This window comes from Leptospira brenneri, from assembly GCF_002812125.1.
Classification (GTDB): domain Bacteria; phylum Spirochaetota; class Leptospiria; order Leptospirales; family Leptospiraceae; genus Leptospira_A; species Leptospira_A brenneri.
The window spans coordinates 138,144-157,904 of the sequence record NZ_NPDQ01000005.1 but is presented as its reverse complement, the minus strand read 5'-3'; the positions used below and the strand labels follow the sequence as shown (position 1 = coordinate 157,904).

At 36.9% G+C, this 19,761-nt stretch carries 27 protein-coding genes; 5 read left to right on the top strand and 22 right to left on the bottom strand.

Annotated elements, in window-relative coordinates:
• Window positions 1-39 precede the first annotated feature (39 nt).
• Complete coding sequence (locus CH361_RS12200; protein ID WP_100791095.1) at window positions 40-1,323, bottom strand: chloride channel protein; 1,284 nt, start codon at window positions 1,321-1,323, stop codon at window positions 40-42.
• A gap of 110 nt (window positions 1,324-1,433) precedes the next feature.
• On the opposite strand from CH361_RS12200, the gene CH361_RS12195 reads away from it, so the two are divergent.
• Together CH361_RS12195 and CH361_RS12190 are read left to right on the top strand one after the other, a co-directional pair.
• Window positions 1,434-1,769 carry an ArsR/SmtB family transcription factor gene (locus CH361_RS12195; protein WP_165782265.1) on the top strand — a complete coding sequence of 112 codons (336 nt, stop codon included), beginning with the start codon at window positions 1,434-1,436 and terminating at the stop codon, window positions 1,767-1,769.
• A complete protein-coding gene (locus CH361_RS12190) occupies window positions 1,766-2,260 on the top strand; it encodes an SRPBCC family protein (RefSeq protein WP_100791094.1) in 495 nt (164 codons plus the stop codon). Before CH361_RS12195 ends, CH361_RS12190 begins: the two co-directional genes overlap by 4 nt.
• Before the next feature lie 26 nt (window positions 2,261-2,286).
• Here CH361_RS12190 and CH361_RS12185 read toward each other — a convergent pair whose 3' ends face one another.
• The 5 genes from CH361_RS12185 to CH361_RS19715 all read right to left on the bottom strand — a co-directional run bounded on the left by CH361_RS12185 (window position 2,287) and on the right by CH361_RS19715 (window position 7,048).
• Window positions 2,287-3,066 carry a lysophospholipid acyltransferase family protein gene (locus CH361_RS12185; protein WP_100791093.1) on the bottom strand — a complete coding sequence of 260 codons (780 nt, stop codon included), beginning with the start codon at window positions 3,064-3,066 and terminating at the stop codon, window positions 2,287-2,289.
• A 94-nt stretch (window positions 3,067-3,160) separates the two neighbouring features.
• Window positions 3,161-5,317: a PAS domain S-box protein gene (locus CH361_RS12180; protein WP_100791264.1), complete on the bottom strand. Its 2,157-nt coding sequence runs from the start codon at window positions 5,315-5,317 to the stop codon at window positions 3,161-3,163.
• Between the two features lie 258 nt (window positions 5,318-5,575).
• On the bottom strand, window positions 5,576-5,866 hold the full coding sequence (locus CH361_RS12175; RefSeq protein ID WP_100791092.1) for a hypothetical protein: 291 nt from the start codon (window positions 5,864-5,866) through the stop codon (window positions 5,576-5,578).
• 100 nt (window positions 5,867-5,966) lie between these two features.
• Window positions 5,967-6,500, bottom strand: coding sequence for a TetR/AcrR family transcriptional regulator (locus tag CH361_RS12170; protein WP_244279839.1), 534 nt, complete (start codon window positions 6,498-6,500; stop codon window positions 5,967-5,969).
• Window positions 6,501-6,871: 371 nt separating this feature from the next.
• A complete protein-coding gene (locus CH361_RS19715) occupies window positions 6,872-7,048 on the bottom strand; it encodes a hypothetical protein (protein ID WP_165782264.1) in 177 nt (58 codons plus the stop codon).
• Window positions 7,049-7,281: 233 nt separating this feature from the next.
• On the opposite strand from CH361_RS19715, the gene CH361_RS12160 reads away from it, so the two are divergent.
• Window positions 7,282-7,902 (top strand): hypothetical protein, encoded by a 621-nt coding sequence (locus CH361_RS12160; protein WP_125232067.1) that lies wholly within the window; start codon window positions 7,282-7,284, stop codon window positions 7,900-7,902.
• Window positions 7,903-8,267: 365 nt separating this feature from the next.
• A complete protein-coding gene (locus tag CH361_RS12150; RefSeq protein WP_100791088.1) occupies window positions 8,268-8,732 on the top strand; it encodes a hypothetical protein in 465 nt (154 codons plus the stop codon).
• 130 nt (window positions 8,733-8,862) lie between these two features.
• On the opposite strand, the gene CH361_RS19625 is transcribed toward CH361_RS12150, so the two are convergent.
• The 3 genes from CH361_RS19625 to CH361_RS12140 all read right to left on the bottom strand — a co-directional run bounded on the left by CH361_RS19625 (window position 8,863) and on the right by CH361_RS12140 (window position 10,154).
• Window positions 8,863-9,060, bottom strand: a complete 198-nt coding sequence (locus tag CH361_RS19625; RefSeq protein WP_125232066.1) for a hypothetical protein — start codon at window positions 9,058-9,060, stop codon at window positions 8,863-8,865.
• 132 nt (window positions 9,061-9,192) lie between these two features.
• Window positions 9,193-9,420, bottom strand: a complete 228-nt coding sequence (locus tag CH361_RS12145) for a hypothetical protein (RefSeq protein WP_100791087.1) — start codon at window positions 9,418-9,420, stop codon at window positions 9,193-9,195.
• Entirely contained in the window at window positions 9,417-10,154 is a 738-nt protein-coding gene (locus CH361_RS12140) for a hypothetical protein (RefSeq protein WP_100791086.1), read from the bottom strand. Before CH361_RS12140 ends, CH361_RS12145 begins: the two co-directional genes overlap by 4 nt.
• Before the next feature lie 155 nt (window positions 10,155-10,309).
• On the opposite strand from CH361_RS12140, the gene CH361_RS12135 reads away from it, so the two are divergent.
• On the top strand, window positions 10,310-10,612 hold the full coding sequence (locus CH361_RS12135; RefSeq protein ID WP_100791085.1) for a hypothetical protein: 303 nt from the start codon (window positions 10,310-10,312) through the stop codon (window positions 10,610-10,612).
• Between the two features lie 3 nt (window positions 10,613-10,615).
• Here the strand turns inward: CH361_RS12135 and CH361_RS12130 are convergent, their stop codons facing one another.
• The 13 genes from CH361_RS12130 to CH361_RS12060 form a co-directional block, all read right to left on the bottom strand.
• Window positions 10,616-10,996, bottom strand: coding sequence for a hypothetical protein (locus CH361_RS12130; RefSeq protein ID WP_244279837.1), 381 nt, complete (start codon window positions 10,994-10,996; stop codon window positions 10,616-10,618).
• Window positions 10,997-11,258: 262 nt separating this feature from the next.
• Window positions 11,259-11,936: a hypothetical protein gene (locus tag CH361_RS12120; RefSeq protein ID WP_100791083.1), complete on the bottom strand. Its 678-nt coding sequence runs from the start codon at window positions 11,934-11,936 to the stop codon at window positions 11,259-11,261.
• Between the two features lie 7 nt (window positions 11,937-11,943).
• Window positions 11,944-12,291, bottom strand: a complete 348-nt coding sequence (locus tag CH361_RS12115; RefSeq protein ID WP_100791082.1) for a hypothetical protein — start codon at window positions 12,289-12,291, stop codon at window positions 11,944-11,946.
• Window positions 12,288-12,773, bottom strand: coding sequence for a M15 family metallopeptidase (locus tag CH361_RS12110; protein ID WP_100791081.1), 486 nt, complete (start codon window positions 12,771-12,773; stop codon window positions 12,288-12,290). The genes CH361_RS12115 and CH361_RS12110 overlap by 4 nt, the downstream gene beginning before the upstream one ends.
• Window positions 12,774-13,283 carry a hypothetical protein gene (locus CH361_RS12105; protein WP_100791080.1) on the bottom strand — a complete coding sequence of 170 codons (510 nt, stop codon included), beginning with the start codon at window positions 13,281-13,283 and terminating at the stop codon, window positions 12,774-12,776.
• A complete protein-coding gene (locus CH361_RS12100) occupies window positions 13,280-13,621 on the bottom strand; it encodes a hypothetical protein (RefSeq protein WP_100791079.1) in 342 nt (113 codons plus the stop codon). The genes CH361_RS12105 and CH361_RS12100 overlap by 4 nt, the downstream gene beginning before the upstream one ends.
• Entirely contained in the window at window positions 13,621-15,297 is a 1,677-nt protein-coding gene (locus CH361_RS12095; protein ID WP_100791078.1) for a beta propeller repeat protein, read from the bottom strand. Before CH361_RS12095 ends, CH361_RS12100 begins: the two co-directional genes overlap by 1 nt.
• Before the next feature lie 3 nt (window positions 15,298-15,300).
• The gene (locus CH361_RS12090; protein ID WP_100791077.1) at window positions 15,301-15,963 is read right to left on the bottom strand and encodes a hypothetical protein; all 663 of its coding nucleotides are present in this window, start codon (window positions 15,961-15,963) and stop codon (window positions 15,301-15,303) included.
• A gap of 3 nt (window positions 15,964-15,966) precedes the next feature.
• Window positions 15,967-16,425, bottom strand: a complete 459-nt coding sequence (locus CH361_RS12085) for a hypothetical protein (RefSeq protein ID WP_125232065.1) — start codon at window positions 16,423-16,425, stop codon at window positions 15,967-15,969.
• A gap of 70 nt (window positions 16,426-16,495) precedes the next feature.
• Complete coding sequence (locus CH361_RS12080) at window positions 16,496-17,185, bottom strand: hypothetical protein (RefSeq protein ID WP_100791075.1); 690 nt, start codon at window positions 17,183-17,185, stop codon at window positions 16,496-16,498.
• Between the two features lie 36 nt (window positions 17,186-17,221).
• Window positions 17,222-17,761: a hypothetical protein gene (locus CH361_RS12075; protein ID WP_100791074.1), complete on the bottom strand. Its 540-nt coding sequence runs from the start codon at window positions 17,759-17,761 to the stop codon at window positions 17,222-17,224.
• Window positions 17,762-17,991: 230 nt separating this feature from the next.
• The gene (locus tag CH361_RS12065) at window positions 17,992-19,080 is read right to left on the bottom strand and encodes a hypothetical protein (protein WP_100791072.1); all 1,089 of its coding nucleotides are present in this window, start codon (window positions 19,078-19,080) and stop codon (window positions 17,992-17,994) included.
• Between the two features lie 123 nt (window positions 19,081-19,203).
• A complete protein-coding gene (locus CH361_RS12060; RefSeq protein ID WP_100791071.1) occupies window positions 19,204-19,743 on the bottom strand; it encodes a hypothetical protein in 540 nt (179 codons plus the stop codon).
• Between the last annotated feature and the right edge of the window lie 18 nt (window positions 19,744-19,761).

Here is a 19,761-nt window from a genome sequence, read left to right as displayed (position 1 = left end):
GAAAACCGAATTAAAAATGCAATCAAAAGAAATCAGAATTTATTTTCTTAAATCAGCGATTTTTTTGCCAAGATCAGAACTTCTACTAAAGAGTTTCGTTTTACCAATATGCTGTGATTGGTAAATACTCGTATGGCCAGAGGCAATAAAAGAAATCCAAGCAGTTAGGAAAAAATAAAGTCCACATTCCCAACCAAATAACTCGATCCCCATCATGGCACAGGCAAACGGGGTATTGGTCGCACCAGCAAATACAGAAATAAACCCAATACCGGCAAACAAAGCTAAATGCGCAGGATCAAAATATCCAAATAGATTTCCTAAACTAGCACCAATAAAAAAAAGGGGGGTCACCTCCCCTCCCTTAAAACCAGAACCTATGGTAATTGCAGTGACAATTATCTTTAAAAGAAATGTTTCAATAGGTAAAGGATTCACAAATGCTGATTGCAAAGTGGGTAACCCCAATCCTAAATAAACTGGACTCAAACCAAGAACAACTAACAGTAATATTATGAAACCGCCAACAACAGGTCGAAAGGGAGGATATAAAATGTATTCACCCAAAAAATGAGAAACTAGATGGATCCCTGCACTAAATATTTTTGCAACCCATCCAGACAAAATTCCCAAGACCACCAAACAAATTAAAATGATCCAAGTAAATTCAAAAGGTATTTTCTGATAATGAGAGTGGTCGACCCCCCAAAGTAAACAAACCCAATGGGACAAATAAGCGATGACAAGGGAAAGAAAAATCAATCGCAAGCGATAAGTCCCGATCCTAATGACTTCTATTGAAAAAATTGCCGCTGCAATCGGCGTTCCAAAAACGGATGCAAATCCTGCACTGATTCCAAGTATAATCAATGTTTGTTGTTCCTTAATCGATAAAGAAAACAAACGAACCAATTGATGAGAAATAGCTCCTCCCATCTGAACCGCCGTTCCCTCCCTTCCCGCTGATCCACCAAATAGGTGGGTGATGAGAGTTCCGAAAAACACAAAAGGGGCCATACGAATTGGAATGATAGAGGTAGGCGAATGGATTTCTTCTAAGAGTAAATTATTTCCCTTACTTACATTTTTTCCGTATTCAAAATAAATCCAACCAATCAGAAAACCGGCCAAGGGAAGGAAATAAACGAAATAAGGATTGGATTCACGAAACTGAGTTACTTTTTCCAGGGACACGAGAAAGAAAGCGGATGCAGAACCGACGAAAACGGCAATCAATCCAGAAATGGTGATCCATTTGATAAAATTAGAAAGGGAGTTTATTTTTACACTGACTTTCTTTTGTTCCGGACTCGAGTTTTCCATCAACTTACCTTTCCCATGAAATGGATATCCTTCTGACAGAAAACCAACTTTTCTGTGAAAATAATACTTAGGTGCTGACCTAAGTATTAAAATCTGATACAATTGTCTCTATGGTCAAAAGAACTTACAATATCGATGTAGTTTTGCAGGCTCTTTCCGATCCCACTAGACGCCAAGTAGTCGAACGACTGAGCATCGGCCCTGCTAGCGTTAGTGATTTGGCCGCTCCTTTTTCTATGGCGATGCCATCCTTTATGCAACATTTGGAAATTTTGGAATCTTCTCAGTTGATCTATACTGAGAAGGTTGGTCGGGTACGAACTTGTTATTTAAATCCAAATCCATTTTCAGTGATGGAATCTTGGTTACAGGTTCAGAAGTCGTTATGGGAAACTAGACTAAACCAACTGGACTCATTTTTATTAAAAACAAAGGGAAAAATATGAATCAAGAATCAAAAGAAACTTTCAATCCAGAGTTGGACTTGGTATTGGAAAGAATTGTCGAAGTGCCAGTCGAACTTGTTTGGAATGCTTGGACAATACCGGAGCAATTGAAACAATGGTTCACTCCAGTTCCATGGAAAACTATCGATTGTAGGATTGATTTAAAACCTGGTGGCGAATTCTACACAATGATGGAGTCCCCTGAAGGAAATTTATTTCCAAATAACGGTTGTTTTCTGGAAATTGATTATCTAAAAAAACTAGTTTTTACCGATAGTCTACTCCCAGGCTATCGTCCATCTGGGAATAGTTTTATGACCGCTTTTCTCACTTTGGAAGCAATTGGAACTGCTACAAAATACAAAGCAGTAGCAAAACACAAAGACCCTGAAACAAGGAAACAACATGAAGACATGGGATTTTTAGAAGGTTGGGGAACTGCCCTGGACCAACTTGTGTCTTTCACAAAAACCTTACCCAAAACAAAGTAAAGGTAAATCCCTAAAATTTGCCGTAGTTATTTAATTACGGCAGATTTTTCCAATACTTCAATTTCCTTTTTCTTCTCTTTCATCAAAGTTTCTGCCGCAGACAGGTAAGCTTCAAAACTATCATAGTCTTTGGCTTTGATGGATCCGCAGAACTGGAAATAAACAGTTTTGGATTTTTTAAGTTGTGAATATTCTTGTACGTTAGAATATCCCATCATTCCACTCACAACAAATACATCTAAATCTATATTAAATTTATAAGCAATTTTCATAACCCCTGTTTGGAAGGGTTTAATTTCTTCGGTAAAAGTTCTTTCACCTTCTGGATATAAAAAAATAGATCTTGTTTTTAAGACACGTAGAACATCCGTTTTAAAATTTCTAAAATTTGGTTTCTTTTCTGAATAAATAACAGCTTCCACAATGGTTTTGTGCATCATTAGAGGAATGATTTTGTATCTTTGAATGATATCACCTCCTAAGTAAGAAAGTTTTACATCTTTTGATTTTGATAAATACGGAAGAGCAACTATGAGTGGAACTTCCAATGCATTGGTATGATTACAAATCAAAAACCGATTGTTGCCATCTGGATTCCAGTTTCCTTGTTCAAACTGTAATTTTCGTCCGGTTAAAACGAAAAAAGAACGATACCAGAAATATCCTAAATAATTATTAATTCGATTCGACCATTTGTCGAGACCAGTGATTTTAAATACATAAGAGAAAGATAATCCAATGGGAAAAAGTATCACAAGGAAAGGAATTGCATAACATAAAACAACAAATAACTGGAGTTGGCCCATGTGAGAATAGGAGCGGAAGGCTAAGTATGGTAAACAATAATTCTATTACATTATCGTAAAATTTAAGTGTTTACCAATTGAAACCTAGAACAGATCAAACAGCTAATTCTAATAAAAAAGCTGTTGCCGGTTGTCTAACGATGCTAATTTTACCCTCAATTTGATCGACAAGCATTCCAATCAATTGTAAACCAAATCCTGGCGAATTTTCAAAGGAGATAGAAGGAGGAATTCCAATTCCAGTATCCGAATACTCTAAATAAAGTTTTTTATCCGCACGAAAAATCTTTAGTCCAATTTCTGCATTCGTTGTCTCATTGAATGCATGTTTCATTGAATTGGTAATGAGTTCGTTCAAAATGATTCCCAAAGAAGAAAGAAGTTTGGCATTGAGTTCAATGGTATCTTCCAGAATATTCATTTTCACTTCTACTTTTTTGGGGAAAATAGCAACAATCTCATTGAAAATAGCAGGGAAATAATCTTGTAAAGAAACCGTATTATCTGTTTCAGAATGATAAAGTTTATCGTATAAAACAATCATACTTTTGACCCGACCCGCTGCCTCATAAAGAATGGTTTGAACAGAACTTTCGGACTGTGCCCTTGCCTGAAGAGTTAACAATGTAAAGATGGAACTCATATTGTTTTTAACACGATGGTGTATTTCTTTCAGTATGTTCTCTTTTTCGAGTAAAAGTTTTTGGATTCTAGACTCAGATAGATTTCTAACGCTAACATCTCGTAAAATTACGGTAAATAATTTCTCTTCTTTCACAGAAATCTGAGAAATGGATGCCTCAATCGGGAACTCCTCTCCATTGGCCCGGAGACCGCTAATCTGCCCAAGTGCTCCCATTGCTCTACGACTAACTCCAGTTTTAGAAAAAGAATCAATATTACTATCATGTTGGCTCCGAAAATTCATTGGAATCAATTGGTCTAACGGTTGGCCAATGATTTCCAAAGATTGGTACCCGAACATCTTTTCCGCCGCACCGTTAAAAAGAATGATTTTTTTAGATTGGTCAATACTGATGATGGCATCCATTGCCGATTCAATGATTTCTGTAAGTTTGGCTTCTGATTCTTTTACCCGCCTCATCGCATTCAAACGATCAGAAATATCTCGACCAACTGCAATGTATCCAATCGGTAAATCACTTTCATCATCCAAAAGAACTTGGTTTACTTCAATGTTTCGAATGCTTCCATCTTTTGCGTACTGAACGACTTCCCCAATAAAACTACCATCCAAATTGACCCTCTGCATCACTTGTTCACTGGAAAGATTTAAATAATCTGTTTTTAGAACTTCTAATACTGACTTTCCCATAACTTCTTCTGCTTTCCAAAGATAGATTTTTTCAGCAGCTTTGTTCCAATAATTAATTCTATGGCTAAAATCAGTTCCAATCACGGCATCTAAAACATTGTTTAGCATATTTGCTTGTTTGGCGATGTGACTTTGGACATTGTATTCTGCAGTGATATCACGAAATACAAGTACAACTCCCCTTGTTTCACCATTTAAGTCTTTGATGGGAGAACCTGAATCCGAAATTTGGTATTCCGATCCATCCCGAGAAAGAAGGACTGTATGATTGGCAAGACCAACTACAGAATTGGTACGAAGAACAATATCTACAGGATTTTCTACTAAGCTACGAGTTTTTACATTTACGATTTTAAATACATGATTGATCTCAAGGCCCACTGCTTCATCATGAGACCAGCCAGTTAACTTTTCCGCAATAGGATTCATTCGGATCACTTTTCCATCACTATCAGTAGCAATGACACCATCACCTATGGAATGTAAAACGGTCTCCAAATGTTCTTTTTTACTTTTTGTGAGTTCGTTTGCTTCAAATAATTTAAACGCCATTTTGATTGAGGCATCTAACACAGTAAATCCAGAGTTTTTGACAACATAACCGTAAGAGGTAATGGTTTCTGTTTTTTTAACAATCTCGCGTTCTGTATGCGAAGAAAGAAACACCACCGGAATTTCTTTGTGGTTTAATATTTCGGTAGCTGTTTGAGTTCCATCTAGACCTTGCCCCAAATCAATGTCCATTAAGATGAGATCAAATGGTTTTTCTGCTTGAATGATGAGTTGAATTGCATTTTCCCCGTTATTAACATGGGTTACGTTGTATCCACCTTGCTCTAACTGTTGTTTCTCAAACATAGCAAGAATGGCTTCATCTTCAACGAGCAAAATGGATTTATCAGCGACTGAAGTCATCAAACCATCCTTTGCGAAAACCTGAGGTGGGAAAGACCCGGAATTCGCAAACATCAAATCATAACAGAAAGACGAATTAATTCAACCAATTATTTAGAAATTTTCTAATTGTGAACCAATTTACCCCGGTTATCATTACGCAAATTGCTGTTAGTTCCTATTTTTTAGTACAAATACAGAAATTAAATTGCGTGAAATTAAAAAATAAAGAACGCCTAACCCAACCAATTTCCAAATAGGCGGTATATTGTAATCACACTAGATACTGGTACGGAACCCGGGAGACTGGTTCACTGGGAGGAATGAACTGCTGGTTTCGTTCGAAGGAATAATAGTTCTGTATTTTGCCAGTTTTGGCTTGGACAGATCCAAATGTTTTGGATCTCCATCTTTAATGGTGACAGTCCCTACGTTGATACTACTCTCTTTGATAGGAATTGTGATCCGAATGGCACCATAAGAATAAATTCCAACGACTAACAAAAAACAAGTGAGAATTGAATAGGTAGAGTTTTTTGATAGTTGATCATTTTGGGTAATATCATTCAAAGATTGTTCTATACTTGCGTTTACTAAATATATCAGAAACCTAATCCCTAAGGCTCCAATTTCGATTTCATTGAATCATTTCATATAGTCCTATATACTTTTATTCTTTAATAGTTCCACCAGCTCCTATCCATAGATAACGAAGTGACTCAATCCAGAGTTTTTCTAAATTTTGATTTAGTTGGAAGGAAAGAATAGGAACTCCAAAAAAACAAGACCCTAAAGCCAAACCTAGTGATTTCCAGTCTGTAGACTTAGGCAGTTCTCCATTTTTTGCGGCATTGGATAATGCCTTTTGAATGATCCCCTCCACTCCCTCCGCACTTAATTCTTCTATCTCCAAAACATTTGGGAAAATTAATACCCGTTCGGCGCTAGTCAGTTTTGGCCTTTGCATAGTATTTTTATATTTTGCTTGGAAGGCGATGATTTCCATCAGGATTCTAGGATTTTTTTTTGATTCCTTTGCCGTATAACGAAATAATGCGGAAAGGAGCCCCCATCCGGACTCAGACAATTCCATTTCCTTTACAAAAACTGATACTTGTAAACTCCAGATTTGGATGTAATAAAGGATTAGGTCCCCCTTTTCTGGAAAATAATTATAGAATGTTGGCTCAGAAACCTCTGCCAACTCACAAAGGTCTTTGATTTTAATGGAATCAAAATCCTTGGACTCAAGTTCATTCAGAAAAGCAAAAATCAGACTAGTCCTGAGTTTTCGCGAACTTCCTTTCCTTCAGAGGAAATTTGACTAAGGAATCAGATGGGTATTTATTTTTTACAGACAAGAATTAAATATAGTTCACACATTTTTTGCAGTCAACTATACTATTTTTGATTTATCAAATATGAACTTACTTTTAGAATTTTTAACGGTTTTGACTTAAGGTTTGATGGAAATGATTAGATGTGATAGAGGGAAAACATTGGGTGGCGGGATGTATTGCCTACACGGTTGTGCAGTATCACGGGCATCCGCCCCCAATCCAAATCTATCTTTCTTTACTTCTTTGCCGATCGTTTTATTTCAACCGGCGAGACGTTCAGAAATCGTTTTAATGCTAATCTAATAACCTTTGAACGATCCATTTCATTGTTTGCAGCATAAACTTCCGCTGCTGCAATTAAATCTTCTTCACATTTAAAAGTCACGGTCTTTTCCTTTTGTATCGCCAACACTCCCCACCCCCTTAGCTCCAAATTTGGTAACTTCCCAAAATATAAAACAAGCTCGAATTATGTCAAATACAAAGTAATACTTTTTATTGTTTTGTATTTGATTTTATTAAAAGACATGGAGACATTAGAGACATGATTTTCCCAAAAACCAGTCCGGCTGGGAAAAATTAGGATTGAGAGTTTTTTTAATCCCAAGATAGTAAATACTGTTTCCACCGCTTGAGAGGTGTTTTGTGGTAAATTTTTTAGATTCCATGAGTGATGAAAGTTTCGGTTCGTGGGTTCGCAAACAAGCAATCAGAGATTTGTTCTGGACTGATTTTGTTCGAGAGTTGATCCAAAAGGGTGAACTAAAAGATTCAATGAAGTCTTATAACGACTTCGCCAATTATTTCAAAGAACAAGTGGGAAACGAAAAACAACTCGAATCGTTAAATGAAGCACATAAGGAATTTGCAAAGTTTAAGCGATATAGTTCTCACATAACTAGAGAGAATTTCAAAAAGATATATGAAAAAACCGCCAACGCAAGGAATCTTCTTTTATCGCAATTTTCAAAAATCAACCAATCTCTAACGATTAAAAATCCTAATGATATAAATCTATATGAAACTTTAGATTCAATTACTTCTGAATTGAACAGCCTTTTGGTTTTACTAGAAGACGTATCTTTTGACCATATCGAAAATTTCGAGGAAGGCGAACTTCAAAGTATTAAACATGTTTTTACTTCTAGCTTCTATCCAAGAATGAATATCGAATTTGAACTACTTGAAATTGCAAGGGATGAATTCAGGAAGGAAAAATATCGGAACCGGAATAAGCTAGTCCCGAAAGGCTCGTCCAAAAGCTAGTGTTTCAGAAAGCCTTTTCGGTACTACCCAAAACCCTTTTTTTGGTTTAGGCGTTAGGTGGTAACATTATTTTCCAGGCATTTGGATCAATTTCAACTTCACAAAATCGAATTAATCTTCCTTCATTCGTTGGGCCACGATAAATTCTAAGCCTAAATCGAGAATCTAACGGGTGGTTTTTCCTGATTTGAAGCGAAGGTTCCCCATCTTTCTCTTTATATTCACAAATATAAACTTTCATTTTTCTGTAGACGCTAGGTGGTTTAATTTTAAAAAAAGGAAACCCCCGGATTGCCGTCCGAGGGTCAAGAGGTTAATCTTTGATAACTTCTTGTACGTTCTGTTTTAAAAGTCAAGAGGTTAAAATGATTCTCGATAAATTGTTTTTATTAAAACAAGGTTTAGGGTGGTTACTAAAATTGATTCCTACAATTCTAAAGAAAATTGATAAAGTAATTTTCCCTTTCGATAAAAGTCGAATTTTTTTCGGTAAGACTAATATTCGATTTAGAACTGAAAATGATATTCTAGTTTTCTTTTGGACAATATCAAATATGAGTTATGCAGATATTGAAATACTTACTGCCGAAATTACTTATAGAAATAATTATGGAACGCTTCTTAAATTTGAGTCAAATGTCTTTGAACTAGTAAAGGTAAAAGATGATTCTAGTAGTATGGTTGAATTTCCGATTTCAGGAAAACAGCTTGAGTTTATAAAAAAGAAATTGGAAGAAAAAGAATCATTATCCGTATCAGTAAAACTCAAAATCAAAGTCAGGGACGAATATACTTATCTGGAAGAGTTTATGAGCCATCCTTTGGATTAGGTGGAAGCGTCTATCGGAATTGAACCGATATTTAGGATTTTGCAGATCCTCACATAACCATTCTGTCAAGACGCTCATTTCAAAGACTGCCTTCTTTGTTATTTCGGGAAGGGTAGACCGAAATAGTCTATTAAACTCCGTTAGGCTTTACCAAGTTATCCAATTCTTTTAAAAACTCTACAATCATTCCTTGTCTAATTAAAGCATACATTGAGTCATCCAACTCGGAATCATTTAACTCATCATGTTGTTTCTGTAGTTTTAATTTTAACTCGATAACCTTGTCTTTCATAGTTCTGTTTGGTGAACTGACTAAGGAATGTTGCATTCAGACTTTAGTTCTTTTATCTCATTCCTTATAAATTTTAATTCTGGATTAAACATAGCCGAGCCTGGCATTTTTCCAGATACAAATTTCTCTACTTTATCCATTACCAAAACTAATTTAGAAATTTTTTCATCAATTGTCATTTTCTAATACCGTATAATCTTTTACTTCAATTGCATTTGGGAATAATTTGTTCCGAATCTTTTCTTGCCGTTTCAATTGTTCCCTATGCAATTCAAACTTTTCTATTTCTCTTTTAAGATCCGGATCTAATTTCTTCAGTATGAAAGGAGTTCCTTCTTTGAGTATTGCTTTAGAAATAGCAAGTGCAATACGACCAAAAGGAAATTTCTTCTTCATGAAGATGGGATCTCCGTTTCAAAAGATTCACCTCTCCAAGCCTTACCCAAAAATTTTACACCAGTAACCAAAAGGTTTACTGATCTTTCCGGATCGGCGGACAAGGCTTCCATTGCACCTTCTGCAACTTTACCGAAAACGTCTGAAAATCGAAATCGATCTTCTCTAATTCTCTTACGAGCGAGAATTTGTTCTTTTTCTAATTCCCACTTTTTCCTTTCCAATGAAAATTCTTCCTCTTTAATTTCCATTCTACGTTTATTTGCATACTCAATAGAATCTAGTTTTTCGTTTAGATTCTCTTTTTGTTTGTTGATTCTTTCTTCAACTTCTTTGTCATACAAAGCAAACTTATCAGAATACTTTTTAGTCACTCTTTCTAAGTCATCAGAATAAATACGATTCATTTCGAAAGTTGCTTTCATAATATCAAGAGGACTAGTTGAAAGCTGTGAAGTTGCGGCTTCTTCTTGTTTCTTTTCGTAAGAATTAAACTCTTTCAATTTTCCGGAGCCTATTACGTTTCCATCTTTCTTCAGTTCATAGTTTATAAAATGAGGATTTTCTAGATTTGTATTGATTACTTCAAATGAAGTTGGTATATCTTCACCTTTCAATACAACTTTTGCTTTTTCTGTGAATAATTCGAGAGAATACTCTGCATCAGGAAAGTCGTTTTTACGCTTTCCATAAAGAGTTTTCATTTTGCGGAACGCATCGTTTGAATCAATCATACAAGTTTTCTACCTTTTCGCTTAGTTTTTTGTTGTATCTTTGTGAAAACTAAGTGATTACCAAGTAAAAACCAAGTGACCACAAAGTACATATTAAGTGAATGAACGATTTTTATAAAGCTTGTCAAGAGAAAAGTAAGTATTAAGAAAGTGCTATGAGAAATTCTATCAAGATACAAGCACGCTTAAGCGAACATAATTTGATTTTATCATGGGAAGAGTACAGAAAAGAATTTATTAATCAGAATGGATTCAATCCGACTCACTCGGATGTCTTAGGATCTATTCTTCACAAGACGAGTGATTACAAATATACGTATGATAGGCGATTGAAGTTTCTAAAAGAAAAGAAAGAACAAAGCTCGTTCGATTGGAAAGAAATAGAATATATAGAAGAAATTTTAAAATTGAATTTAAGTGCGGAGACTCTCCGGAGTTCTGTCTCCGGAGACGAATAGGATTTACGGTAAAGGTAAAGAAGGTATTTTAATTTTGCCTTTTATATAAGCATACAATCCGAGGATTAGAACAATTAAAGAAAGTGCAATGATAGACCAGTTTCTCAATGCTTTCAATCCATCAGTAAAACCCGCTTCCCTTTGAAGATCCGAATTTTCTTTAGTTGTACTTGCCTGGTTTGCAATTGCAATCCTTGCATTCTCATCAGAACTATCAATAGTGTCGGCTGCCGCTTCTAGCAGCTCCGAAGTCTTATTGTCCCCTAGATCCTTCTTTTCCTTTGCAGAGCTTCGTAGAAGGCCTGTAAGCGGCTTAGAAGAGGGATTTTGAGGTACGCTAGTACAACCAAAAAGAAAAATGAAGACTAATAGTAAAACTTTCATTTCTTTTTCCTCTTTAGTTGTGGCCACGTACTAAATGAATTCCGGTTACGCCACTTTTCCCAGACATTCGGATAAATTGGAGAAGCAATAAAGAAGATCCCCAAAACAGACAAAGACCAAAACGCCGGAAAGGAATTCTCTCCGAGAAGTTTCACCTCCGGAGCACGTTCGAAATACTGAAGAACGGCATCGGCAATAAATCCTAAAAAGAAAATAGCAATACCGAACCTGTGTAAGAAGTTTAAAATTTTGTTTTCGCTTTTCATTTTTTTTCCTTTAAAAATCCAATGTGACAAGGTGACTTCGATGGACCATTAATAGCTTTCTTAAATTCCGCAATGGGAATAAACGAATTGTCTCCGTCATGGTCCTTGTAATTGGTTAAAAGTTTCCCGAATGGATCTTTTAAATTTACACCAACGATCTTTCCATTTGAATCTTCTCTAAACCCACTTCCAAATGTTAGATGTCCTTTACCCGATGGATACCAAGGTTTTATGAATAAAGAAATCATCAGAGGATCTCCCCCCTTCATAATCTTTTGAATTCCTGAAAGAGTAGATTTTTCATAATCAAAAGTAAAATCGGAATCCTTCAAAATCACTTCGTTCATCAATCTTTTGTGTGCTTCCCAGTGATATCGAGTTTCACCTTTCTTCATTACCTTGTCTAAAGTAAGTTCATAGGCCACCTCATCGACAATGGTTTTGATAATTCCTCTTTCATGTAAGAAACCGCAGAACATTGAACCAGTAGAAATAAAACACTTTGTCACTCGATCATAGAGCAAGTGTTCGTATTTTTCAAAATCATCCAAATCAAAGAGATACTTTCCTTTCTTATCAAAAACTTTCTCGTCCTCGATGAAGTAAGGATTTATATTATCTCTTTGAGAAAGATAATCCGTTCTAGTTAAAAGATGATCGGTATAAGAATCCATTTTTTAACTAGAAGAAAAATCCGGCTGCAATCGCTGCTATAACTAAAAGAACATTAGATCCGGATTTCTCCTTTGTGTTCGTTTGAGTTGTGGTCACATTTGTTTTTGGTGGATTTTGTGTTGTGGTAGTGGTTGAAATTGGTTTGGTTTCAACTTTAATGATTCCTACTCCTGGATTCTTTGTTTGAAAATCCCGAATAGCTTTTCCCACTGTTTCCCCAATTGCTTTTCCGCTTGAGTCAATTTCCGAAAGAAAAGAAAATCTTTTCTCTTGAGTGTTATACAATAGTCCTTCTACCGTTGGGTAGTTGTACTTTTTGTTTGTTGGTACATAAACATAAACTCGACCTTTCATTTTCGCTTACCTCTTAAACTATAAATTGAAATACCAATGATTGCGACTAGAGGGAAGACTATCTTGCTATTTAATCCCGGAACTAAACTTTTCCAATTCTTGATTTGAAAATGTGCAGGATCTGGAAACTTAACTTTCTTCTTGTTCTTTGTGTCGATTCTCCAAAAGTCCATTCCCCATGCTATATCTGAGTTTTTACTCAATAGGTCTCTGATGTCTTTTTCCCTGTTTGAAAAATTTATATTCTTAATATCAAAAGCTAAACCATGATTATGTGGAGAGTTACCAGCAGTTGCATAAGTTACTATCTCTCCGGATCTCGTTCTTCCCAAAGAATAAAGATAGGTTTGTCTTTCATTTGATCTTTTGGTTTCGAAAAGTTCCGCTTCCGGAATTGTCTTCTTTAAATCTTTCCAAAAAGTTTGGAGTCTAGAAGTAACTAGATCAATTGAATTGTTTGCCTGTGTTACTTCAGAAGACATTTACTTTCTAAACAAAAGAAAAAGGCCAACGCCGATAGCTGCAAAGGTTCCATATTTTAAACCATCTTTAACTTCTTCTTTCTTGGTACCTGTTGCGTCTGCAATGGTTCGAATTGGATCTACTAAACCACCTTCTTCGAATACATACTCTTTCAATTGGTTTAAGGAAGGATGTTTCGCTAAGATTACTTCCCTAAATTTTTGGATGTCCTGATCTGTAGAAAAAAGAGTCGATGCAATAGACTTACGAAAGACCGTTTCTTTCGGTACAACGAAAGAGATTCTTTTCAATTCTGCATTGTGTTTGAAACCTTTGAATTTACTTAAATAATTGAATGTATCAATATCAAATCCAATAGGTTGTGTTACACCGCTTAGTGAATAATCTAAAGCATAGCGAGGGGAGCTGTTATTGCTTTTTGGTATCCATGGAACATCCCATCCAGGAATCAAAGATTCCGTTGGCATGGTTTCTAGAAATCGATCGGGATAATAGTTTACGTTACTCATTGCCTTTTTCCTTTGTTGCTTGTCTTTTTACCAAGCCCCATTATTTGTTCATAAATTTTTAAAACTAAATCTCTTGTAGCTGAAGACTCATCGGAGAAACTTCTCATAGCAGTTTCAGTCTTTTCTAAATTTCTATTTAGGTTGGAAAGTTCAGACATGACCTTATCATTGTTGCGGTCATGTTCTGATTTCACTTCCGTTATTTTATCAGTGTTTGATTGAATTTTTTCGTTTAGCTCTTCTTTGAATTTTGAGAGCTTTTGATTTACTTGTGAGTTCACATAGTAAATAGAAAATCCTGTTACAGCACCAACTAACTCTTGAAATCCGATTTCCATCACAAGTGACCTTTTCCTAGACCCGTTCTTGTGGTCATTAATCGGTTGCCAGTACCGGAGATCGCAACGGCAACAAAAATTCCTAATTCCGAAGACCAGCAAACCGAATACCAACTGTTATCGGCTGGACTTGTTCTGATTGTCCAGTTAATGCCATCAGGTGATGTCATAATTCTGTTTCCTGTTCCACTAGCTGCAACGGCAACAAAGATACCTAGTTCCGAAGCCCAACAAACTGAATTCCAATTGTTATCTGCTGGACTTGTTCTGATTGTCCAGTTAATGCCATCAAGCGATGTCATAATTCGGTCATTAGTTCCAGTTGATGAAATAGCCACAAAGATGCCTAATTCCGAAGACCAACAAATTGTAACCCAATAGTTGTCTACTGGACTTGTTCTGATTGTCCAGTTAATGCCATCAGGCGATGTCATTACTCGATTGCCCGCACCAGAAATTGCAACAGCAACGAAGATACCTAATTCCGAAGACCAGCAAACCGAATACCATTGGTTATCTGCTGGACTTGTTCTAATGGTCCAGTTAATGCCATCAGGTGAGGTCATTATTCTGTTTCCTGTTCCAGTAGTTGCAACAGCAACGAATATACCTAATGCTGAAGACCAACAAACTGAATTCCAATTGTTATCTGCTGGACTTGTTCTGATTGTCCAGTTAATGCCATCATGCGATGTCATTACTCGATTGCCCGCACCAGATATTGCAACAGCAACGAAGATCCCAAGCTCTTGAGACCAACAAATGGAATTCCAATTGTTATCTACTGGATTTATTCTTGTTACCCATTGATCGGAGAACCAACCGGCAAAAAATTTAATTGCATCGAATAATGATCCACCTCCCGATAATGTTTCAATTTGGTTTTGAAGATCCGTAAGTTTAGTTTCCAATCCAGATATTTCAGATTGCGAATGACCGTGAGCACTTGGAGGAAACGAAGTAGGCTTTCCAGAGACTTCGCCCCAATCGTGACCGTGAGCACTTGGAGGAAATGAAGCAGGCTTTCCAGAGACTTCGCCCCAATCGTGACCGTGAGCACTTGGAGGAAATGAAGCAGGCTTTCCAGAGACTTCGCCCCAATCGTGACCGTGAGCACTTGGAGGAAATGAAGTAGGCTTTCCAGAAAGTTCATCCCATGTTGAAGCACCACCGCCTGATTCTCCTAAGTCGATGATTTCAGCTTTTGTATGTGTATGGCTAGAAGGTGGAAAGTTATCGGGTTTTAGTTGAACATCTTCCCATTTAGGTTTATTTTGTACGATACGAGGTCTTACTGGATTTGCATTTGAAATAACAATGCCCGTTGAACTGTCTGAATCTAAGCCATTGATTTTTTCTCCAAGAGCATTGGAAAAAAATTGCATTTGCTGTTTGTATCCATCGATTTGATCGGTTGAAATTAATTCGAAAAATTCCCATAGATATTTTCTATGACCATTTCTCGAATCTTGAGAAGGTGCTTCACCATGAGCAAGTCTATCGAATCTTTCTGTTAATTCATTAAACTGATCTAAGATGGATTCTCTTAAATCTTCTAAATCGGAAACTTCAGCTAAATCAGCGTATTCGTTTTCCCAATCGGTCGCATATATATTTGCAAAAATTTCTCCACCAACTGGCCAATCTAACCAAGCGGAATAAATCTGTTTGGACATTTACTATTCCTCCTCATCTTCATCGAGGAGAGAAACGATTGAGAAATTGATACGACCACTCATTGCAACTCTGGTTCTTTGGCATTTGGCTGTGTAAGGAATGATATAAAGATATTTCTTTCCGTTTGGATTACTGATCGGTATATCTCCGGGCACTGGATAGGGTGTTCCGTTTAATAGAAAAGTATCTACCAAAGAGTTACTAAGTAATAGTTTTGAAGCAGACGCTAAATCATATTGAGGGTTTGAGAAGTTTTCTTCGTCGATGTATTCTTCATATTCCAGAATATCCTCATAACAAACAATAGTTGGCATTCTAGAAATCTTATCCGCCACACTTAGTTCTGGAAACTCTGTGTTTGCCGGAACATTGTTGTCAGGTGCGAAGAGTCCTGAACCATAATCAACTAACTTGATAAAGCCATCATTTAGAGAGTCTTCCAAATTGTCTGACAATACAAGAGCAAGAGTTACCGGATTAGAAAGTGCCTGAGTTGATCTAAAAAAATAACTTTGGACAAGTACATTGCGTATTACTAAGTTCTTAGCTTTTTCAATATCAATTTTTCCAATACTGAAAGTTTCAGTGAATAGAGGCGGTGGATCTTCCGAAGCTGATCGGTAGTCTTGCGTAAATGAAAATGGATGAGAGATTCGACGTTCCATTGATTATTTCTTTGAAACTTCCTTCTCATCAGTATCATCATCGATTTCTTCCATGATTAGACCAACCATTACGTTCCTAGCTGGTACTGGAACAGTCCAAGTCTTTAATAGAACATCAAGAGAAAGGTTCTTTGGGATTCTGATTCCATCTCCTGGGAATGGAAAAATTTGAAATCCTGGTGTAGAAATATTATCACCGACTTTTGAGCCTATTACAGCCAAAGCAAGGTCACCTGAAATTGCAGGGTTGTTCTTTGTTTTGTTCGTTTTGAAGTCAATGCAAACATCATCGATGTTACCTTTGAATCGTACGATAACACCGATGACTTTTCCGTGTTTGTTCGTATTATTTTCAATGGTCATCGCTTTTGTGAAGCTGTCTCCATTGCTTGCGTTTATGGAACTATTCATCCCGCCTAGCAAGGTATAATCCTTACCTTTGTAATTTACTTTAGTATTCATTTTTTCGCTTACCATTGAAAAGACCGGCTTCTCACCGGTCTTTATTTTGAATTAGTTTCTTTCGAAACGATTACTTTGGAAATTCAACACCAAGAGCAGTAACAACCAAAAGGTGATTGTTTAAAGCTGCTTCAACACCGGCTGATGAAGATGGTAACCAAGCCTCGAAAACAAAGGAATCGTTGTTTGAGAATTCCACTGGAAGGTAAAGAACTCTTAGTTTGGAGTTTCTTTCTTCAATGTTCCCTGTTTGTGTATGAACTGCACTAACAGCGATAAGACCGTTTTCAATACCAGTTCCAATTTTGAAAGGCTTCAATACTCTTGGAAGAGGGTCAATGATCGATTTGAAAGATCCTTCTCTAAGAACCGTTTTGTTCTTTGTGATTTTGAATCGAATCATATTGATAAGTTTGTTTGCGGCATCTAAAACATTGTAGGTTCCATCACCAGCAAGATTAATAGCTGCAAAGTCTGGCCCATGAAGTTCTACTTGAAAGCCAACGAGTTTCCCTTTTTGGGACTCAATTGGGTTCTTACCACCTAGGCCATAATGTGCAAGATGGCCATAATTGGCTCGGTCTTCATTACCAGCAAAGAAACCAAAAGTCTTTTCTCCTGTTCCTAACTTTGCAACGGAATGAAGTTCAATTGGAATTCCACCCTTTTTCATAAGTTGAGAGATTTCTGATTGAACAGTTTTTCTCATGTTTTGGGTTTTGATAACACGTGCTTGTGTTGGTTGTTGTTGTGTTTGCATTTTTTTCGCTTACCTATTTTCGCTTTTTGAAATCATTTACACAAGGTCGAAGACTGATTCTTCACCAGCGACTTCTTCTTCGTACTCGTCTTCTTCTTCACCAATTTCATAAACTGATTCAGACTCTCCAACTTCCGATCCTACACTTGGTGTAAGATATTGGATCTTACCTTCATTGAATGCTTGTTGGATTCTTTGATCTACTTCAGCATTGATTTGGTTTTCCGCATCCTCTCCGGATACTTCGATGTATTCATCGGTTTCACCGGATAACGCAGTTACAACACCGGCAGGAAGTGCATTTTGCACGGTCGGTATTCTAGTTGCTAAATGAATTGTTGCAGAAGCAGAACCAGCCACAAGACCAACACGAACAAGTTTATCCTTGATCTTCTCTTGGAATTTGATTGCTCCGGCTGTGATACCAGCAGATACAATGACCGCTCCAGTCTCTGGAGATTCTTTCAAGATTTGTTTGGAATACTCCATCGTTGAAAGGAATCGGTTCAAAGCATAACCAACAAACGCAGCTCCACCAAGTTTGGCTCCTGACATGACGTTTTGTTTAAAACTCATATTAAGCCGCCTTTACTCTGGACGCTGCACTTCGAATTTGGTTTATGAGTGCTTTCTTCTTTTTCAAAGGCTCTGTTTTCGCCTTTACCTTTGCTTCCCAAGCCTTAACTCGCTCGCCGTATCGCTTCCAAGTTTCAATGGAAGCTGATTCCTTTGGAGCCTTCGGCTTTTTTGGAAGTTTTCTTTTTTTTCGCTTTGTTGATCCGAACATTTTTCGCTTACCTACTTACTTATTTTTTAAATAAAAATAATACACCGAGACCAACACCAACTAACAAGATGGTGTTTTTGCTATCATTATCAACCTTGTGAGTGATTTCAGAATCTAAAATTCCTCGTGATGCTGTACTACCGCTTGCATAAGCCGCACTTGAAGTGGGTTTCGCAATCTTAATGCTTGCGGCTTTTGTTGGAGTCGCCTTTTTGATTTTTACGGGCTTGTTTGTTTGTGAGAGTGCTTTTAGAATCGCATCGGTTGCCTTTTGTTTTGAGGCTTTTTTCTTCGCACTCTTTGCCGCTTGCTTTTGCTGAATGGTTGAGGCCGCACTCATCGCCATTGGAATAAATTGTGCAAATCCTAGTTCACCGTTCATTTCTTCATCCTGTTCTTCATAGTATTGATCGCTTTCTTCTTCCGAATATTCTTCGGATGGAATCTCTTCTTCAAATTCTTCCTCTTCTTCTTCTGATTCTTCTTCAGGCATTCCAGAGTCTGGACTTAGGAGGCTCCCAGCACCTTCAGCAACTTGTGACAAAATATCTCCTGCACCTTTTGCAAGTGAAGAGACACCTTTAGAGATGCCTTTGCCGACATCAGAGAGATGTTTAGTATATGCTTTACCTGCTTGAGAAATTCCCTTTCCAACGCTACTAACGCCTTTTGAGATTCCTTTCCCAACTTTGCTAAAACCTTTAGTTAAGCCTTTGGTTTTGATCTTAGGTGCTTTGAATTTTACTTTAGGAAGTTTGCCGAGTTTCATTTTCGGCATTTTAGGAAGACTAAAACCTTTGAAGCCTTTGAAGCCAAATCCGTCTAAAGTTTCATACTCATGTACGTTACCTTCTTCATCACCAAAGACAAGAACGGTTTCACCGTTTTCATCTTCGAATCCATAAACAAGATAACCAGTGTCTTCATCTTCACCTAAGAGAAGATATTCCTCTCCATCGTCTCCGGAAAGAAAGACAGGTTCATTAGAAAACAATGGTGATTCAATTTCTTCACCGTGAAGAATTGAATCATAACTTACTAAAATATTTTTGACCGATTGAGGGGGAGCTTCGTCCCCCTCTAATCGAATTGATTCTACTTGTGACATTTTCGCTTAACAGAATCACTTCTCAGAAAGAGAAACTGTAAAGATAAAAATTTGTTAAACCTTAACAAGTATTAAAGTGATACAACCTAATACGAATTAATGCTTATAAGTCACAGTGAATAATTATTTTCTTACTGGATGATTTTCCTCATAGAAAACCCTTTTGAACTGTGGAATATACAATGTTTTCCCAAAATGATTCCAAGGATAGGTGCAATCGTAAGGAGTCCATTGACTTTCCGCATTGTTTTCGTCTTTGAATTCAACATAGATATGTCTTGGATTTGCGTACCGACCGGTCACAGCCAATCTAGTTTTATATTTCTTTCCAAACATATTGTTTTGGAGAAGAAAGAAGCTAAGTGATAAAATGGATCTATCATCACAATCAAAAGGATGATCTGTATTCGCACGTTCCAAAAGAATCTTTGGTCGGCTTACGTGTTCTTTTCTGTACGGATCTTTAACATACCGTATTGATTTAACATATTCGTAGAATTCTTGAATTGTTAAATCTTTGATCGGTACACCGTTTGCATTGAAAAGGAGTAAGTCTCTCCAATATAAACGGGCAAGGTCAAAGCAATCCGCAACGGTTTGTTTGTAGGTTTTAAGAGGTCTTCTGGTTCGAGTGTATTCCCCGACTTTTTCGATTTTTCGCATAATCGATATTTCGGGGTG

What these genes read in the sequence shown, in the direction of transcription:
- CH361_RS12200 (WP_100791095.1), bottom strand. Translation starts at nt 1,323, where the DNA reads ATGGAAAACTCGAGTCCGGAACAAAAGAAAGTCAGTGTAAAAATAAAC.
- CH361_RS12195 (WP_165782265.1), top strand. Translation starts at nt 1,434, where the DNA reads ATGGTCAAAAGAACTTACAATATCGATGTAGTTTTGCAGGCTCTTTCC.
- CH361_RS12190 (WP_100791094.1), top strand. Translation starts at nt 1,766, where the DNA reads ATGAATCAAGAATCAAAAGAAACTTTCAATCCAGAGTTGGACTTGGTA.
- CH361_RS12185 (WP_100791093.1), bottom strand. Translation starts at nt 3,066, where the DNA reads ATGGGCCAACTCCAGTTATTTGTTGTTTTATGTTATGCAATTCCTTTC.
- CH361_RS12180 (WP_100791264.1), bottom strand. Translation starts at nt 5,317, where the DNA reads ATGACTTCAGTCGCTGATAAATCCATTTTGCTCGTTGAAGATGAAGCC.
- CH361_RS12150 (WP_100791088.1), top strand. Translation starts at nt 8,268, where the DNA reads ATGATTCTCGATAAATTGTTTTTATTAAAACAAGGTTTAGGGTGGTTA.
- CH361_RS19625 (WP_125232066.1), bottom strand. Translation starts at nt 9,060, where the DNA reads ATGCAACATTCCTTAGTCAGTTCACCAAACAGAACTATGAAAGACAAG.
- CH361_RS12145 (WP_100791087.1), bottom strand. Translation starts at nt 9,420, where the DNA reads ATGAAGAAGAAATTTCCTTTTGGTCGTATTGCACTTGCTATTTCTAAA.
- CH361_RS12140 (WP_100791086.1), bottom strand. Translation starts at nt 10,154, where the DNA reads ATGATTGATTCAAACGATGCGTTCCGCAAAATGAAAACTCTTTATGGA.
- CH361_RS12135 (WP_100791085.1), top strand. Translation starts at nt 10,310, where the DNA reads ATGAGAAATTCTATCAAGATACAAGCACGCTTAAGCGAACATAATTTG.
- CH361_RS12130 (WP_244279837.1), bottom strand. Translation starts at nt 10,996, where the DNA reads ATGAAAGTTTTACTATTAGTCTTCATTTTTCTTTTTGGTTGTACTAGC.
- CH361_RS12120 (WP_100791083.1), bottom strand. Translation starts at nt 11,936, where the DNA reads ATGGATTCTTATACCGATCATCTTTTAACTAGAACGGATTATCTTTCT.
- CH361_RS12115 (WP_100791082.1), bottom strand. Translation starts at nt 12,291, where the DNA reads ATGAAAGGTCGAGTTTATGTTTATGTACCAACAAACAAAAAGTACAAC.
- CH361_RS12110 (WP_100791081.1), bottom strand. Translation starts at nt 12,773, where the DNA reads ATGTCTTCTGAAGTAACACAGGCAAACAATTCAATTGATCTAGTTACT.
- CH361_RS12105 (WP_100791080.1), bottom strand. Translation starts at nt 13,283, where the DNA reads ATGAGTAACGTAAACTATTATCCCGATCGATTTCTAGAAACCATGCCA.
- CH361_RS12100 (WP_100791079.1), bottom strand. Translation starts at nt 13,621, where the DNA reads ATGGAAATCGGATTTCAAGAGTTAGTTGGTGCTGTAACAGGATTTTCT.
- CH361_RS12095 (WP_100791078.1), bottom strand. Translation starts at nt 15,297, where the DNA reads ATGTCCAAACAGATTTATTCCGCTTGGTTAGATTGGCCAGTTGGTGGA.
- CH361_RS12090 (WP_100791077.1), bottom strand. Translation starts at nt 15,963, where the DNA reads ATGGAACGTCGAATCTCTCATCCATTTTCATTTACGCAAGACTACCGA.
- CH361_RS12085 (WP_125232065.1), bottom strand. Translation starts at nt 16,425, where the DNA reads ATGAATACTAAAGTAAATTACAAAGGTAAGGATTATACCTTGCTAGGC.
- CH361_RS12080 (WP_100791075.1), bottom strand. Translation starts at nt 17,185, where the DNA reads ATGCAAACACAACAACAACCAACACAAGCACGTGTTATCAAAACCCAA.
- CH361_RS12075 (WP_100791074.1), bottom strand. Translation starts at nt 17,761, where the DNA reads ATGAGTTTTAAACAAAACGTCATGTCAGGAGCCAAACTTGGTGGAGCT.
- CH361_RS12065 (WP_100791072.1), bottom strand. Translation starts at nt 19,080, where the DNA reads ATGTCACAAGTAGAATCAATTCGATTAGAGGGGGACGAAGCTCCCCCT.
- CH361_RS12060 (WP_100791071.1), bottom strand. Translation starts at nt 19,743, where the DNA reads ATGCGAAAAATCGAAAAAGTCGGGGAATACACTCGAACCAGAAGACCT.